This is a genomic window from Sphingopyxis sp., assembly GCF_034380315.1.
Taxonomy (GTDB): domain Bacteria; phylum Pseudomonadota; class Alphaproteobacteria; order Sphingomonadales; family Sphingomonadaceae; genus Sphingopyxis.
Window position 1 is genome coordinate 92,166 of sequence record NZ_JAXMPB010000010.1, and the last position, 16,565, is coordinate 108,730.

Annotated in this window: 13 protein-coding genes and 1 pseudogene; 3 read left to right on the forward strand and 11 right to left on the reverse strand. The window is 60.1% G+C overall.

The features are described from left to right. Positions 1-2: 2 nt before the first annotated feature. The 3 genes from U0S50_RS16300 to U0S50_RS16310 form a co-directional block, all read right to left on the reverse strand. A complete protein-coding gene (locus U0S50_RS16300) occupies positions 3-1,556 on the reverse strand; it encodes a hypothetical protein (RefSeq protein WP_322309731.1) in 1,554 nt (517 codons plus the stop codon). After that, positions 1,531-2,556 (reverse strand): nucleoid-associated protein, encoded by a 1,026-nt coding sequence (locus U0S50_RS16305; RefSeq protein ID WP_322309732.1) that lies wholly within the window; start codon positions 2,554-2,556, stop codon positions 1,531-1,533. The genes U0S50_RS16300 and U0S50_RS16305 overlap by 26 nt, the downstream gene beginning before the upstream one ends. 230 nt (positions 2,557-2,786) lie before the next feature. Beyond that, complete coding sequence (locus tag U0S50_RS16310; protein WP_322309733.1) at positions 2,787-3,698, reverse strand: hypothetical protein; 912 nt, start codon at positions 3,696-3,698, stop codon at positions 2,787-2,789. Positions 3,699-3,990: 292 nt separating this feature from the next. On the opposite strand from U0S50_RS16310, the gene U0S50_RS16315 reads away from it, so the two are divergent. After that, positions 3,991-5,184, forward strand: a complete 1,194-nt coding sequence (locus U0S50_RS16315; RefSeq protein ID WP_322309734.1) for a Fic family protein — start codon at positions 3,991-3,993, stop codon at positions 5,182-5,184. Between the two features lie 541 nt (positions 5,185-5,725). Here the strand turns inward: U0S50_RS16315 and U0S50_RS16320 are convergent. The 3 genes from U0S50_RS16320 to U0S50_RS16330 form a co-directional block, all read right to left on the reverse strand. Next, a complete protein-coding gene (locus U0S50_RS16320; protein WP_322309735.1) occupies positions 5,726-8,230 on the reverse strand; it encodes an AAA family ATPase in 2,505 nt (834 codons plus the stop codon). A gap of 86 nt (positions 8,231-8,316) precedes the next feature. Next, entirely contained in the window at positions 8,317-9,078 is a 762-nt protein-coding gene (locus U0S50_RS16325; RefSeq protein ID WP_322309746.1) for a macro domain-containing protein, read from the reverse strand. A 116-nt stretch (positions 9,079-9,194) separates the two neighbouring features. Further along, the gene (locus tag U0S50_RS16330) at positions 9,195-9,698 is read right to left on the reverse strand and encodes a TIR domain-containing protein (protein WP_322309736.1); all 504 of its coding nucleotides are present in this window, start codon (positions 9,696-9,698) and stop codon (positions 9,195-9,197) included. Positions 9,699-9,930: 232 nt separating this feature from the next. Here U0S50_RS16330 and U0S50_RS16335 point away from each other — a divergent pair, with 232 nt between their 5' ends. Continuing rightward, a complete protein-coding gene (locus U0S50_RS16335; RefSeq protein ID WP_322309737.1) occupies positions 9,931-10,071 on the forward strand; it encodes a hypothetical protein in 141 nt (46 codons plus the stop codon). A gap of 834 nt (positions 10,072-10,905) precedes the next feature. Here U0S50_RS16335 and U0S50_RS16340 read toward each other — a convergent pair. The 5 genes and pseudogenes from U0S50_RS16340 to tnpA form a co-directional block, all read right to left on the reverse strand. After that, complete coding sequence (locus U0S50_RS16340; protein ID WP_322309738.1) at positions 10,906-11,097, reverse strand: DUF6771 family protein; 192 nt, start codon at positions 11,095-11,097, stop codon at positions 10,906-10,908. Positions 11,098-11,328: 231 nt separating this feature from the next. Beyond that, positions 11,329-12,225: a hypothetical protein gene (locus tag U0S50_RS16345; protein ID WP_322309739.1), complete on the reverse strand. Its 897-nt coding sequence runs from the start codon at positions 12,223-12,225 to the stop codon at positions 11,329-11,331. Between the two features lie 85 nt (positions 12,226-12,310). Beyond that, positions 12,311-13,884, reverse strand: a pseudogene (gene tnpC, locus U0S50_RS16350) (IS66 family transposase). A gap of 129 nt (positions 13,885-14,013) precedes the next feature. Further along, the gene (gene tnpB, locus U0S50_RS16355) at positions 14,014-14,367 is read right to left on the reverse strand and encodes an IS66 family insertion sequence element accessory protein TnpB (RefSeq protein ID WP_322309740.1); all 354 of its coding nucleotides are present in this window, start codon (positions 14,365-14,367) and stop codon (positions 14,014-14,016) included. After that, positions 14,364-14,822 carry an IS66-like element accessory protein TnpA gene (gene tnpA / locus U0S50_RS16360; protein WP_322309741.1) on the reverse strand — a complete coding sequence of 153 codons (459 nt, stop codon included), beginning with the start codon at positions 14,820-14,822 and terminating at the stop codon, positions 14,364-14,366. Before tnpA ends, tnpB begins: the two co-directional genes overlap by 4 nt. Before the next feature lie 200 nt (positions 14,823-15,022). Here tnpA and U0S50_RS16365 point away from each other — a divergent pair, with 200 nt between their 5' ends. Continuing rightward, positions 15,023-16,444, forward strand: coding sequence for a bifunctional DNA primase/polymerase (locus tag U0S50_RS16365; protein WP_322309742.1), 1,422 nt, complete (start codon positions 15,023-15,025; stop codon positions 16,442-16,444). The last annotated feature ends 121 nt before the right edge of the window (positions 16,445-16,565 follow it).

The following is a 16,565-nucleotide window of genomic DNA, read 5'->3' on the forward strand; positions in this document are numbered from 1 at the left end:
CCCTACTGTGCCGCCCTCTGTCTGGTCGCTTGCGTTTTTGCCGATGTCGCGGGCGCTGATGTCGGCGGCGCCTTTGCCTTCGCCGCCACGCCGGGCCCGCCCGGCGCAGCGATGGACGCACCGCGCGCGCCAGCTGCCTGCTCGAACCTCGCCGCCGCGCCGGCGCTTCCTGCACGGATCGCCGCCGAAGCCGCGGCGTCATCGGCGCGTACGGCAGCACCGGGCCGGTTAGAAAAAGCGAAGAGGGTCAGGAGCACGACGAGGATGGCGTAAAATCCGCCGACCCAGCAGCGCACATTTTTGTAGCTCTTGACCGACTCCTTGACCGGTGGATCGCTGAGCGCGTCCACCTCGTTCGGGTCGAGAACGAGATTGAGCTGCGACTTCCAGATATCGCGCGCATTCTTCTGTTGTTCGAACCATTTGGCGTTGATGTGCCACTGCATTGCATAAGAAAAAATCAGGAAAAGCGCGGCGCCGATCGCAAGCCCGCTCGCGATGAAGCTGGTCTCGGCCTTGCCCGCGTCGGGAAAAATCTTGAGCGCGAACGGTGCTGCCGCGACCGCGACGTCCTTCCACATCGCGCCGATGAGATCCTGCGCGCGCTGGCTGATTTTTTGCGTTTCATCGACGATCGATTTGCGCAGTTCGGCCAGCGCCTTCAGTGTCTCCTTACTCCCGGCCTTAACGTAAGCGCTGTAGGCTCCCTTCGCGGATTCCAGGCTGCCTTGGCCCATGTCGGCCATCGCGGCCTTGCGGCCGGTGCGCGCCCATTCGTTTGCGAGGAGCAGATGGCGGGTATCGGCATCGCGCAGCCCCTCGGCATAAACCCAGACCGCACCTTCGGTGACGCGCTCGAACAGCGTCGGCGCGTCGGCGTCGCCAAGAGCGACCTTGCAGGCGGGGGGACCGCTGAATGCGTAGATGACCTGCCCTTCCTCGATGCAGACCCGGTCCGCGAGGCTCGCGAGCAGCTTTCGCACGGCGATGAGCCGCCACGCCGCGAACATCGCGCTTTCCGTTTCAGGGGCCGTCCCGAGGAGCCAAGGGCGGATATCCTGCGGCACGGCGTTCAGCTGCGTGAAGTCGCTCGCGTAGGTGCGCGGATCGGGGAGCTTTTCCAGAGGGGCGAAGGGCACCGGCGCATCCTCGGTCCAGGCCTCAAAGCGCGTGCGATAGGTCGTAAATGTGCCGCCCGTCGGCATATCTGCGACGCGGACATGGCCGACAGCGCTGTGCGTGTCGGCATTGTCTGCATAGCCTTCCGAAAAGAACAGCAGAAGAATGTCGGCCGCGCACCGCTTCGCAATCCGTATTTGGAACCGGTCCCCGGGCGCGATCGGACGATTGTCCTCCAGGTCGCCGTCGCTATCGCCGATCTTGATCGAGATACCGGTCGCGAATGGCGGCGGCGTCTGCGCAAGCGCGAGCCATTCGGCGCGGAGAGCCGGCTCGCCCAGCGCGGCGGCGAAGCTCAGCGCATCGTGACGCTCGTCGATCTCGCCCTGCGGATCCGACCGCCGGACGAGGTCAGCCAGTTGGCTCGGGGTCATCATAGGTTGCTTCAAGCCGGTCGTTGATGATGATCTGGTTTCCCTCGACCTTGATCGCGTCGATCATCTCGGTGGGAACACGGATGTAGATCTTGTTTCGCGTGACGTAGCGGCGGCTCGCGGGAGGCTTCACCGCCGATGCGTCGAGCGTGACCGGCGTACCGTCGATCCGCGCCCGCCGAAGCGCATTGTGATATTTGGCGACGAGCGGATGATCGTCGGGCAGCTTTTGACCGAGCACCGTATCGAGGAAGCTTTTCTGATCGTCGACCCCGATCGAGCCGCCAGCAGCGGCGGCATCATAGGTGCGCTTCGTCATTTCGCGAAACACCTGTTCGGGCACGAGCTCCTTGTTTTCGAGGAATAGGTCGCGCGTGACTTTGACGAGAGTCGAGGTGATCTCGGCATTTTCGTGCACACGCTTGGCACCAAGAAACGTCTCGAAATACCGAGCGACCTTCTGCTGATTGCGCCGGTCGAGAACGACGAGTTCGCCGCCGCCGTCGGTTAGCCGTATCAGCGCAGACTTCTGCAGCGCTTCGCGGTTCTGGACGAAGGTCCGCTCCAGCGCTTCGAGACTGACTTTCTTGCGGCCCTTTTCATCCTCTTCAAATCCGTAGCTCAGCACCGTCTCGTCATCATATTTGAGCAGCGCAAAACATTGCTCACCTGCGACATCGATTTCGAACACCAAAAACGCGCCCGCGGCCGCACTGCCGCCATGATGCTGCTGAAAATCTTCAGCGAGCCTTTCGCTCTCGGCCTGGAAGGTCTTGCCGTCGGCGGCAATGCGCGCAAGGCGCGTGCGGGTCGAGGATGCGTCCGAAAAACGGTACAAAATCCCGCCATTCACCGACAGAATGCGACCGAGAAAGAAATCGGCAAATTTGCCGGGGCTCGTCTCCTGCAACAGCACGAGATCCTTGGCTTCGGGCCCGACAAGGTGAAATACCATCCGCTTGATCGTGACTTTCGCGCGCTGAGCATCGTCGAAAAACGCCATTCATCCCCCCGTTTCATCGTGGCGGCTCGGACCGCTCGCTTGCCTATTATTCCCCGGTGCGCAGGGTCTATAGCCGCGCGTGCCCGCGATCAACGTTGCGCGCGCCCTTTGCGTCGCTTCCGAGCAAGCATTTGCGCAGAAAATCCCGTAAGAACGCCGTATCTCAGTGGCTTGGTAATTTTGGTCCATATTGGCTGCGATCGCTCGGGTTCGCTCGATCCGACCGGATATCATAGGGTTTGCGAGGGCAGCGATGCGTCGGCAACATTGATCGAAAGCATCCATCGCGCCGAGAAGCGGCTCGCGTAGGGCGCCGCCGCATCGAGCTTGCGGGAGCTGCCGCGCTGCGCATCCGAAACCCAAGCCGCGACCCGCGGATCGTCGATCCTGAGCATCTCTTCCAGAAGATAACCCGCACGAACGCGCAGGATCTTCTCGGAACTGGCATCCACCGTCGCGATAATGGCGTCGCGATGACGCAAGGCATGGCACTGCCACAGGGCAATGACCGCATCGATACCGCCGCACCATTCGGGTTTATCGAGCGAATCGCGGAAAGTCTCGCCAATGGCGGTCGCCCGGAGATCGCCGCGTTCTGCAGCAACAATGGGATGGCGCATTTCATGGCGGTGGACGCGGCGCCCGCGCACCATGACATCGCAACGTGGGCGGACGGGCCGGAACGGCACATCCTCGGAATCGATGTCGTAGATCGGCTTTCCGAGCGCCTGTTCCATCAGGCGCGCCGCCCGTCCGACCCAGCCAGCCCGATCGGGCGCGACCAGATGCACGTCGCTGCTCTCGTCGCCCAGACCATGAAAAGCGACGGCGCTTGCGTGCGAAAGGCAGCAAAATGGGTCGGCTGCCATCATCACCGCGACTGTGTCGCCCTGCCCTGCGATATAGAGAGGAGACAGGAATTCGGGATCATACGGCAATTTGTTTGGTGGCGCCTCGCTAGTCAGCGTAAAAGCGGGATTCCATATCGCCTGGGAAACGAGAGTGCGCGCGCGGCGCGCGGACAAGGTCCGGTTTCGGGGCGGTATGGGCGTGTCTCCATACCCGCGGTCGGCGAAAAGCCGGCGCGCGAGCAGATACAGATCAAACTCGCTGACGACGGGGGGCGCGGCGTCGCGCGCCATACGGACAAGAATTTCGGCTGCCGTTTCCATGACTGCTTCGATGCGGCGAATGTCCTAAGGACATTCGCCGCATCGAAGCACAAGTCAAGCGTAAAATCACGATGATCCTCGCCATCGAGGGCTGTCCTTAGGACAGCCCTCGATGGCGAGGACATGTCAAGTTGAAAAGTACATAGGAACCGGACATTAAACCGGACATCCGACCGGCCCTTCTGACGATGGCCTATCCGCCTTATCCTTGCAAATCAGCCATTTTTGCCTTCTTAATAAATGGACATTAAAGCGGACATGCATGAGCCTAGATCGCGGTGAAACAATCGACAAAATGCAGCCGATGCGGATCGGTGAGGGATCGCCGCGTCTCGGCGTACTTCGCGACCTGTCGGTGGATCTTGCAGCGAAGGCTGCCGCGTTTCGCAGCAGCCTGCCTTCCGAAATACAGGTCGCACTCGCACATCTCGTTCGGGCGATGAACTGCTATTACAGCAATTTGATCGAAGGGCACGATACGCATCCCATCGATATTGAGCGCGCGCTCAACAATGATTTCAGTGACAATCCCGAGCAACGCGATCTTCAGCTCGAGGCCCGCGCCCATATCGCGGTCCAGGAATGGATCGACGCGGGTGGTCTCGCTGGCCGCGCGCATAGCGTCGCGGGCCTTTGCGAAACGCACGCACGTTTTTGTGAGCAGCTTCCCGAAAGCCTCCTCTGGGCTGAGATGCCTGGAACCGGGGAGCGCGTTCGTGTCGAACCGGGTGCGCTTCGCACGAGCGATGTCCGCGTTGGACGCCATATCGCCATCAGTGCAGGCGCCGTCCCGCGCTTCCTCGACCATTTCGAATGGGCTTATGGACGGCTCGGGCGCAGTGATGCCATCATTGCGCTAGCCGCCGCGCATCACCGCCACGTGTGGATACACCCGTTTCTCGACGGCAACGGCCGCGTCGCCAGGCTCATGTCGCACGCGATGTTGCTCGATACACTCGACACGGGTGGTGTCTGGTCGGTGGCTCGTGGGCTCGGACGGACCGCGCAGGACTATAAGCGCCATCTCGCCGCCTGCGATCTGCCGCGCCGCAACGATCTCGATGGACGCGGCGCACTCAGCGAGGAAGCGCTAGCCTCCTTCACCTCCTATTTTCTCCAGATCTGCATCGACCAGGTCGATTTCATGGCCGGCCTTGTCGAGCCGAACCGTCTCCGGACGCGCATTCATCGATGGATCGACGAGGAAGCAACGCTCGGCAATCTTCCTGCAAAGGCCGGGACGATCATCGATGCGATCCTGTATCGCGGCGAACTGCCGCGCGGCGAGCTAGATGCGGTTGTGGGCTCCGGCGAACGGCATGCACGCCGCATTGCCGCAACCTTGCTCGATCTCGGAGTGATCGTCTCAGAAAGCAGCCGCGCGCCACTGCGCATGGCCTTTCCCGCCGCGCTCGCCTCGCGCTGGATGCCCGGTCTCTTTCCCGACAAGAATTGAGCCATTCGTTGCGGGATGCACGCTGACCGACCGCGCCCTGCTCGACAAGGTCAGCCAAGAGACATTCCCCTGCTATCTAACGGGTGGACTTCAACATACCCTCATCGACAGGTGGGGAACCATTGCCCCCTACGCCTGATCGCAAGCTGGAGGTCGCACGGAATTGCTGCCGTTGGGGCTGCTTTTACCAAGACCGACAGCGGACTTTTCCTGTTCCTCAAGAAGCTGTTCCGCCCGAATGCGACGCTGTCTTTCGAAGGGATCGGGAACTTCTTCGAGGACGAAATTGCTGTGGTTCGCCGTGCCCAGGCGCTCGCGGCCGAGATCCCGCAGAACGAAGACGTGAAGGCAACCCTCCAGTCCCTTAAAAGCAATTCGACCTTCTACGGCGTAAATCTCGCGGATGTGATCGAGGTCCGCGATAAGCGACGCCACAAAGCCGGGGGAAGCGAAAGCAATGGCGATATGATAGCGAAGACCAAATCACCTAGGGCAACCAAGAAATCCGACATCGTCGTTCGATATCAGCCCCGCGCGTCTTTTAACTCGCTTCTGATTCAGTCGGGGTGGCCCCGTTTGATCGACCCTTACGCGCTTTGCCCGAGGACACGGATTTCGCTGCGGCGCGGGAGGCGCCCGCCGGTTTCGACGCTTTCGCCAAGCTCGCCGCTGGCATGTCGGCGGGACGTTGAGCGCCATTGAGTTGCGCCCGCCAAGCATGTTTAAGGCCCTCAAGCTGTTCGATGAACGATCGATAATCGGCAATACGGGCGGCCGGTTCCTGATTGAGCTGATGGCCGCGGCGGATCGGGACCATCGCGTTGCGAATGGCTTCGGCCTCGGGTGAATCGTCCAGCAACGTCTCGATTTGACGAAGCGCGATACTGGCCTGTTCCCGCGTCGCATAATGGGGGTTATCGACCTTAAAGAGGGCAGCCCTTTCGGCAACGAGCGTCTCCAGCTTTTTGTTAGCCGCATCATCGGTCGCACGGCGTACCGCTTCATTGACCTCCCGGAAGATGATCCGCATGCGATCGAGAAACAAATCGACATGCGGACGCATCTTGGCGTCGGGATAGTTACACGCCTCGACGAGTGCTTTCGCGAAGGCGATTTTGTCGATTCTGCCCTTGTGACGCTTTACGACGCGATTGATCGCGTCGAGCAACGCTCCACCCTTTTCGACTTCAGCTTGGACGGCACCGAACGCGATCCGCGGGGGATCACCCTCGCGAAATTTCGTCACCTCTTCGATCACCAACTCCATAGCGCGGTGCGCAAGCGGGACGGGTACGAGATCCTCCAGTGCCGGGCTCGCCGGCCAATCGGGAACCGTTTCACCCAATTGTTGCAAATCGAGAATATTTTCCGGCTTGATGAGTTTACGCAGGCGCTTGTCACTTATGAAGTCCGCCTTCGCGCTGGTGCCCTCGTCATCGCCGTCGAGCAAGGCAACTACCGGCGGCTTGTCGGCGCCTTGCCCGCGAATGCGGAAAACCGTGTAGCCGACCTCCTGCGCGGAGCCACTCGGGACAATGACCATTCGGTTCAGATCGAGCGTCTCGTCGAGAATGCCCGGATTGTTCAAGCGGATGAGATTTGCGGCGCCAGCCAAGATAATCTGGTCCGCGGCGCCCTCCACGAGAAGATTGACCGAGCCGACAAAAGCGCTCTCGCCGACAAACGCTCCGAAGGCTGAGCGCAGCGGCTCATAATGATTGCGGCTTACGCTAGGGACGACCCGCGTTCCATCGAATCCGCTGCCCTTCTCGAGCACGCGAATACGTTCGGAGTGATTCTTGTCGAGCAGAAAGGGCGAGTGGGTCACGTAGAGGACCTGAATGGGGTCGCCCGACTCCGGCTCGGCGAGATCGCGAAATACGCGCATCAGGTCCTGCTGCGCCTCCGCCGACAAAAAGGTATCGGGTTCATCCATCAGCAGGATCGACTCTCGCCCCGACGACGGGCGATGAATTTGCGTCTGAATGAGATAGGAAAGGAAGTAACGTAGACCGCTGCTTCGCTCGGAAAATGTGTAGACGGTGCCCGTCCGGTCGCCGATCACAAAGACGAGTTCGCGATCGCGCGTCGCGACTTTCAAACTGAAGTCCCTGTCCTGAACCCAATAGCGGCGAAAATTGAGCTTACTTTCGAGCTGCTGATTGACCGCTTCGAGCAGGCCCCCGACATATCCGTCATATTGCTGATCGATCCCGTGCGACAGTTCGGCAAGACTGTTCGGATCGATTTCACCAAGCGTGAGAAGCAGGCTACGCCCTAGTTTGAGCGACTTGAGCTCCTCCTCCTTGACGTGCGCTTCCATCGGCTCGGCAAAATTCGAAAGAGCCCCGACGATCCTCCCGGCATTCTGCTGGACGGCCGCGTCACTGCCGAGAAAGGATTTCACGCTGCCCAGCGCATTGACGAATTCTTCCATGGTCGACCGCGAATAGGTTGCGGCAAGCGCATTTCCTTCTTCCGCAAGAAAGGAGAAGGGAACCGAATTGGGTAGCGCAACCTTTGAATCGATTTCGAAAGGCCGCGGCACCAGTCGTTCGAGTTCAAGGCTTTTTTCTTCCGAAAGCTCATGTTTCACAAACGTCTTGCCGCTCGGTGTCCAGACGATGAGCCTTGCCGGTTCCTCGCGAAACATGAGGAAGCGACGAAATTTGGCGTCACCGGTCTCAAGCACCTCGGCGATGGCTCTCGCCTCGGATTCCGAAAGCTCGTCCCAGCCGACGCCGACATGTGGCCAGCAACGCTGACCAAGTGCCACCCCGAAAAATGGCGAATAGCGGCACAAGTCGCGCTGTTCGATCTCTTCGCCGGTAATGGCCTTCTTGATCACACCGATCAGATGGCTCTTGCCCGATTCGTTGGCGCCGACGATTGTCGTAATCCGGGGATCGAGTTCTACCGTCACATAGGGGTAGAAATGCTCGCGGAACATTTCCCAAGGCTGTTTTTCGACCCGATCGTCAAGCTTGCGGGCGTGATCGAAATTGAACGATTTGTAGAAGCGAGCGTAAGCGGTCTTCAACTTCATGAAAAATCCTTCCCCGGGTCGGTTTTTCCTGCTCGATATGATCGGTTATCAGGAATCCCGAAATTCGGCCTAGCCGCCCATTAGCGTCATGCATGCAGGCTTTGGACAAGATAATCGCGTATCTGATAGAGATTCACGCCATGTTTTTCCGCATCTTCGGGCCGAATCACGATCGAGAGCTTGTCCGAGAAGATTTTTTCGGCCGACGCATCGGCAAAGGATTGCGCGATCTGCTCGGCCATCTTCTTTCGCGATACGGGAAGCCGCCCCCTGCCCGTTCCCATCAGCGGGATCGCTAGCGGACGATGATTGCCGCGCTCGGCGACAGCCGCCCATAGCCCATCGAGCGCATCTTCGACTTCGCGCTTCGTCGACGAAGCCGTACCCTGCTCATTGAGCCGCGACATCGCGACGAAGAAGAAGGTTCGGCCGTGCGACGATACGCGCGCCACCGTACCGATCGGATATTCCCGGCGCTTGCCCTTGGCCGCGGGGCGGTCCACAAATGCCACGCCATCGAGGTCCTCGTCGAGTTGCCTGTCGATCTCTTTGGTGTTCGCCTGGAAAAACCGGGTGGCTACCTGCCCCTGCAGACTGTCGGTCGCGATCAGACCCGATGCCATGTCGGTATCGAAGGTCGTATTGGTACTCACAACTACATCATCCTGACCCTCGAACAGATCGCCGATCCGGACATCGATGCGATAGTCCCTGCCCCCCGGCTTGAAGGATATTCGGGTGACGGGCCGGCGGGTCAGAACCACATAGACGACCGCAAAGACAAAGATCGGGATGAGAACGAGGCGGCTATATTGATCCTTGGTATAGATACCGAAAAAATCCAGCATCTCCACGAAGAGAAAAAGCCCTCCGACTATTGCGAGTATCTTGCTCAGTGCCTCAAACGAAAAGAGAGCATAGCGCCAGAAGGACAACGTAGTGATCGATTTGAAAAAATAGGCCATCATGTGACACCGAGCGAACGGTAGACACTGTCGTTATAATGGAAAGCACCCGATTTTCCGGCCTTTCGCTGCGCAACATCTGTCGCAGGCCAGTTCTCAAGTGCATAGCCAATCATCTTCTCGCTGAACGGAACATAGATCGCGAGTGCCTGCTTGAGAGAAGGAGGGCAAAGCGCGTCCTGCCGTTTTCCCTTGTTCAGATTGACGGCGATAATGGGGAGGCCGAGCTTGATCGCCGTTTCAATCTCCCATTTCACGAATTTGGTGAGAAAGCGCGTGTTGTCGCCGATCAGGACGATGAAGGCTTTGGAGTTCGCAAAGCGTTCGCGAAGTTGACGCTTGATGCTCTCTTCCTGGCTCGTGTCGCGCGCCGAGTTGATATCATGCGCGTCGTAAAAGGAAAAATCGAACTTCTCGTTCGCGGCCCATGCGGTCATTAGGCGATAATATCGCATGTCATTGTCGCCATCAAAAGCAATATAAGTCTTGTTCCGATAAGCCATCGGATCATCCCCTGCAGAAATGGCGCCCTATCGGCGCTTCTCGATCATTGGTTCACGCAACCTATTTAGGGACTCGCCTGCGTTCCGCCAACTTGTGACATCGCAGCGCTGTTCCAGATTGAACCAATTTGGAGGAGATCGGTCTTTTTAGCCCAGCGGCCATCGGTCGGCTAAACCGTGATTAACCCGATCAACTACACCACAGGAGCTGCGGGTGAATAGATGTCCGAGAATGCAGCCACGCCGTCCGGGCGCAATCACGGGCTCGTCCGACCATGTGGTCATCGCCGAGCGGGTGAAGATGACCGTGCGATCGCCGACGCTCGCCGTCTTGGCGCTATCGGCGGATTGGAGCGAAAGCCGGATGCCATAGCCGCCCGCCATAAGACCACCAGGATCCGGCGATAAGGACGAACGGCGTCGAGCGAATCGGACAGGATCGTCTCACCCGCCTGCACCCGGCAATGCACCGAAAAGGGCATGCTGAGCCCGATCACCGGACACGGCATTGGCGACGAAGGATCACGTACTTCATCGCGAGCCCACGGACGAAGCAACGATCAACCGCCGGCAGAACCAGCGGCAGCTTGGACGTCGAAAAAGCCATCCGCAGTTTCCGCTCGTCGCGTCCTCTTCGCCCTGCGCCGACGTGCGCGAACGGCAAGTTTTGGTGAACCATGCCGCAGCTGGCGACGACTGAGATTGGGCGCAAGGCTGACATTCGAAACTAGGGCATCATGACGAAAATGCGAAAATTTTTATCGCGAGATTTTCGCCACTCTCAGCCTCCTCCCAGCCACATTCCACAAGAAAGGGTGGTACCCTTCCGACCCACGGAGCAGGCTTCTTAAGACCGCGCCCACCGCCAATTCAAAATCTTCGTGATGACGGTGGCACTAAAGTCGCTGACCTGACCCCGTCGACCAATTCGTTGAGCCGGATCGCGTCCTTGTCCCAATCAACAACTTCGAGCCGGAGAGGTTGGACACGGCAACCTGATTTCCATGCGCATTGTCGACACCAGAAATGGCGGCAGGCTTTGCGAAGATTGTCGTCCCAGCCCTTCCGGTGGAAGCGATACCAGAGTAGCCCCGCGTCGAACTTCGCGAGATGACCGCACCGACACACAGGCTGAACGGCATAGTGCCAGATAGCCGCCTCGAAAATGTGCGTGGCCCGCGGGATGCCCGATTTCGTATGCTGCACGTCACAGCGCCAGCACCAGCTGGTTCGGGTCGATCGCCGAAGGGCGGTCGCCGGACATTTTCGTGAGCGTCAGCGCGAGCTCCTGCGCCGCGGCTTCGCGCGTGCTCTCCTTAGGAGCCGAGATGCCGACGCTGGCCCAGCCCGGCGCTGCAAGGATCGCTTTCGCGACTCGGTTCTCGTCAATTTCGTCCATGGCGACATAAGAACAAAAAGAGAACTCATCGTCAAGGGGTCGGTCGTGTCAGCGACCCTGTGCCAATCGACATCGAAGGTAACCGTCCGCCCGCGACCGTTGGCGGCAGAAAACGCCCCTTCTTTGCCAACTCATCAGGCCATCCGCCTCCCTGATTCTGGTCATCCATTCTGACGGCGGGGCCAAAACTGAATAACGAAATTTGGTGGGAATCCGCCGACACGCCATTTTCTAGCGGACAGGCCGGTATTGTCCCTTGGCCCACCATGTGAAACGTCGCGCGGAATCGCGACGCTCGGGGGGCGTGCGGAGCCAAGCAAAGACCTGGTCGGCAGTTTCATAGCGGGCTCGCCATCCGGCAATCGGCAGGCGCGTACTTTCGAAGCTCGCCGTCCAACGTGGCTGGCCGAGTGCAGTAAAGTGTGACCATTCCTGGGGGCGGAAGCTGGCGGCAAGTCGGCGTGGAAGCTTGTCGGAGCCGATCCGCCAGTCTTGCGCATCAAAGCGCAAAAGAATTGGTCGCTTGTCATAGACGCGACGTACCTCGCGCCATCCGTTTCCAACATCATAGCCGTCAGACGGCTGCAACCCGGCCAACAAAGCGGTGTAGGGTTGAGCTTTGTACTCGGCAACTGATTGGTAAGTCACCGCCAACCGGTCGTAGCTGAAGGGATAGCCCCAACTTGAGTCCGATCGGGTCCAACTATCCTCGCGCGGCCGCAATGGAAACTCGAACGTAAAGGTCAGGCGCAAGAACGGGTCGACATGGTTGTTCGGCAACGGCTGCGCAGTGCTGTCGGATCGAAAGAATTGGCCGGGCGGGAGCGGCTCGGCTCCCGCCAGAGGACCTAGCCAAGGCTGTTCCTGACCCCAACCGCCCGTGTCGATCCTCAGGCCGTTGGGCCAAGGGCGTGGATCAGTCGGGTGAATGCGGTTCCATTTGACGGGGATGAACAGATGAACGCCATCTACGTCGAGAGGGGCATCGAAATCGGGGCGGTGATCGACAGTTGCAGTCTGGCCGTCGCAGGCGACGAGCAATAGGGGGAGAAAAATCGAGTAACGCATGGGCTGGCGTTTACTAAAGAAGAGTTTCGAAAGGGTGAGGGCTGAGGAGTCTGCGAGCATGCTCGCGATCAGGATGATTCCAGTTCATACGAGAACATCAGATCCCCAAAAAGCTGACTGACCGCCATCCGCCCAAAATGCGCGTTCACGCCTGCGGGGTGGCCCAGTTCCAAGGCAGCAGCTCGTCGATCCGATTGATCGGATGCCCCTTGCCGATACGGTCGAGTACATCGGCTAGCCATTCCTGCGGATTGACGCCGTTAAGTTTGGCCGTCTCCAGCAGCGAAAGCATGGAAGCGGCGCGCTCACCACCACAATCGGCGCCTGCAAAAAGCCAGTTTTTGCGGCCAACGGCTATGCCTCTGAGGGCATTTTCTGCCGGATTGTTGTCGATCTCGAGCCTACCGTCATCGGTGTAGGTGAGCAGCTGTGGCTTCAGCTTCACGGCATAACGCAGGGCCTCGGCTAGCGGTGAACGGGCCGATGCCCTAGACAGCACATCATCAGCCCAGGCGAAGAAATCCAGCGCCTTCAGCTTTGAGAGCTTACGAGCCTTGCGGCGGAAGTCTGCGGGTTCGCGCACGATCTGCCGCTCGACGTCGTAAAGCTCGCCGATCATCTGCAGCCCATCGAGGGCAGCTGAGTTCGGGTCTGCTTTGTAGACATCGTTCAGCTTGCGCCGGGCATGGGCCCAGCACGCAACGGGCGTGATTGGCGCTGGCTTGCGGTCACTCGCGTAAAGGCGCTCGAAACCGGCATAGGCATCGGCCTGCAGGAAGCCCGCAAAGGTCTTGAGATGTTCGCGCGGTCGCTCGCCCTTGCGATCAGGGCTGTAGCAAAATAGCGCTGCTGGCTTATCCAGATGGCTCCATCGTCGGTTATCGCGAAGGTAGACCCAGAGGCGACCTGTTGCCGTCTTCTCGGTCCCCGGCGCCAGCACGGGAACGGGTGTATCGTCGGCGTGGAGCTTTACGCTGGCCATGACGTGATCGGCGATCCGCTTGACGAGCGGTTGCAGCAGCCAACTCGCCTGGCCCAGCCAATCCGCCATCGTTGAACGGCTGATCTCCACGCCCTCGCGGGCGTAGATCTGCGATTGGCGATACAGAGGCAGGTGATCGGCAAACTTGGAAACGATGACATGGGCCAGCAGGCCGGGACCAGCACGGCCGCGCGGCACGGGAAGCGCCGGGGCCGGTGCCTGGCTGATTGTATCGCAGCGGTTGCAGGAAAGCTTGGGCCGAACATGACGGACGACGCGGAAGCGACCGGGGACATACTCCAGCACTTCGGTCACGTCCTCGCCGAGCTTGCCCATTGTGCCCCCACAGGCGGAGCAGCCATCGGCATCCGGCGCTGCGTGCACAACCTCGTCGCGAGGGAGATGGTCGGGCAGCGGAGCACGGCGAGGCTGCGAGGGGCAGCCCTGGCCGGGTAATCTTCGGGCGCATGGCCCTCGATCACGCACTCGGCATGGGCATGCTCGGCCTCGAGGTCCTCCAGCGTCAGTTCGAGTTGATCGGCCTGGAGCGCAAGGCGCTCCGAAGACTGGCCGAACTTCATGCGCCGAAGGCGGGCCAACTGGACCTTGAACTTCTCGATCTGGAGCGTGGTCAGCTTGATCGAGTTCTGGGCGGTCTCAAGCTTCTCACGAGTCTCGTCATGGGCTGCCCGTTCGGCTTCCAGCGCCTGTTCCGACGCCGCCAGACGTGCGCGCATCGCCTCGGTAAAAGCGCGCAGTTCTGCGGGATCGGAAGGGAGTTCGAGATCGTCGGGAGACACGCTTCCCGTTAGCAGAATCCAGCCTTCCGCCCAAGCAGAAAGCCCGGAAATACGCCAATTATCGCGTCAAAGTTGTACCGGTAGACGGGGCGGATCAGGGGCAACCGTGCGCCGCCAATCCATTGCTTCGATCAGCAACGCGAACTGTGCTGGGGTCAGTACGACACCGCCCTCGATGAGTGGCGGCCAGACGAAACGACTGCGTTCCAAACGCTTGGCGAACAAGCAAAGCCCGGTCCCATCCCAATGCAGCGCCTTCAGGTAGTTGCCGCTCTTGCTGCGGAACAGGAAGACATGCCCGCCGTAGGGCTCGACCGCAAATAGCGGACGGACCAGCGCCGCCAGCCCATCGAAACCGAGCCGCATGCTGACCGGCTTGCTTGCCAGATAGACCTTCGTTCCGGGCGCCAGGGAAATCACGAGACATCCCGGAATGCGCGCAATACGCGGGCCAACGCCTTCTCGTTCACGTAGCTGTCTACCGACAAGCGCACGCCGCTCGGCAGATCTATGCCTATCGCCCCGGGGCGGGCACCGGGATGTGGGCGGATCAGTTCATCCGGCGCTGGCGGCATCGGCGACGGAACAGGTTGCGGCGCCTTCTGGGGGTCAGGCACCGCTGGCGTAGCTGCGGGCTCCGTCGTTATGATCGCGCCGTAGGGAATGAACTCAAGCGCCTCGCTGGCAATGGCTGCTGCCTGGCGGCGCGCCGACCGCCAGTTATAGATCAGGCTCTCGGCAATCTCATGGCGCTCAGCCACCTGACGGACTGATACGCCGTCCGCATCTGCCTCGGCAAGGATCGCCGCCTTCTCGGCATCCGAAAACTTCCTGCGCCGTTCGGTGCGCGCGATGATCTCCACCCGATCCTTCACTTGGCCTCCTTCTGGAGTCCAGAAAGAGACTCCTTAGCAGAGGTCCATCAGCGCCGAGCCTGAATGCCGCAACACGCGAGAGGCCGTACGCTTACCATCGAAGCTAGGTTTCGGTGTTCGGCGGACCTCGACCGCGCCGATCTATGGCCTACATGGACCGCTCCCAATCAGGGATCACAAGCCTAATCAGGAGCTTATCATTGAAAAACAACAGTCTTAATCCCATCCGCTTCGCGGAGGCGGCGCGGTTCGGGTTCCGCGTCTTCCCCGTGAAGAAGGCAGGCAAGGAGCCTTCGGTCCCGTCGTGGAAGGCGTATGACGAGAACCCGGCCACGCCGGAGGAGATCGTCGCGTGGGACGCCAGCGTGCTCAACCCCGGCGTTACTTGCGGCGCCAACAGCGGCATCGTCGTCCTCGACGTTGATAGCGCGGAAGCGCAGACCCTCGTCGACAGCTGGAACTTGCCGGCAACGCCGTGCGTCAGCACCGGCCGCGGGCGCCACTACTATTTCCGGCACCCCGGCTTCAAGGTCGGCAACGCTGTGCGGATCGCCGGCACGAAGTTGGACATTCGCGGTGACGGTGGATACGTCGTCGGAGCCGGCTCTTTGCACGAGAGCGGCGCGTTTTACGAGTGGGCGGTTTCGCCCGACGAGGTGGATTTCGCCCATCTCCCGTCCATTGTCCTTGATCAGCTCAAGGCAAAGCGGGCTCCCGCACCCAAGCGCAAGGCAGCCGGGTCTGAGCCGGGCGTCTCGTCCCGCTACCCTGACGGCGTGGTAGCCGCGCTGGCCTCGGCCGAGCATGATGCCACCATCAAAATTGCGGAAGCCTTGGACGGCGAGCGCAACGACATGCTCTTCTCCGCCGGCGTCCGGCTGGCGGCGATGGTCGCAGCAGCTGGTGCTGAATGGGGGGACTTCGCCGACCGCCTCCGCGACGCGGCTACGAGCACCGGGCTCGGGGAGGTCGAAATCGACCGCACCCTGGCCAGCTGCTGGAAATCGGGCTCTGAAAACCCCGATCCGTTCATCGCGACGGCGCGCAAGTGGGTCTTCCTGAGCAAGCCCAACGGTTTCTATCACGTCGAAAGCCGCGAGATGCTGGACGTCCCGGCTTTCAACAACACGCATATGAACATGCTCGAGAAGGGGCAGTTCGGCGGATACCTGCTGCGCAATGACTTCATCAAGCGGATGCACGACTTCGTATACGAGCCGCAGAGCCCTGAGGGCGTGATCAAGCGGGACGGGCTCGAACTGTTGAACACATATCGGTCCTCAGGTTTGGAAGCGATCAAAGGCGACGCAAGTCCGTTCGAGGATTTCCTTTCTTACCTCGTGCCCGATGCGGATGAACGCAGTCATTTGCTGAAGATGATCGCGTGGACCGTCCGCTATCCGGGGCAGAAGCTCCGCCATGCGCTCTTGTTCCGCAGCGAGCATCAGGGTGTCGGTAAGACGATGCTCACGGAGATCTGGGCCGAGCTCCTGGGGACGCATAATGTGCGCAAGTCGACCACCGAGGAAATCACCGGGCCGTATCAGGGCTTCATCATGAACACCCAGCTTGTCGTCCTGGAGGAGCTCAACCTTGGTGCCGGCATGCGCGATTACAACTGATCTGCCCCCTTCTGAGTGGTCCAAAATTGATGATATTTTGGACGACGAAGGAGATATAGAATGCCGAGCAAAAAGCATCGCCCGGAAGAGATTATCGGCAAGCTACGTGAGGCGGAGGTTG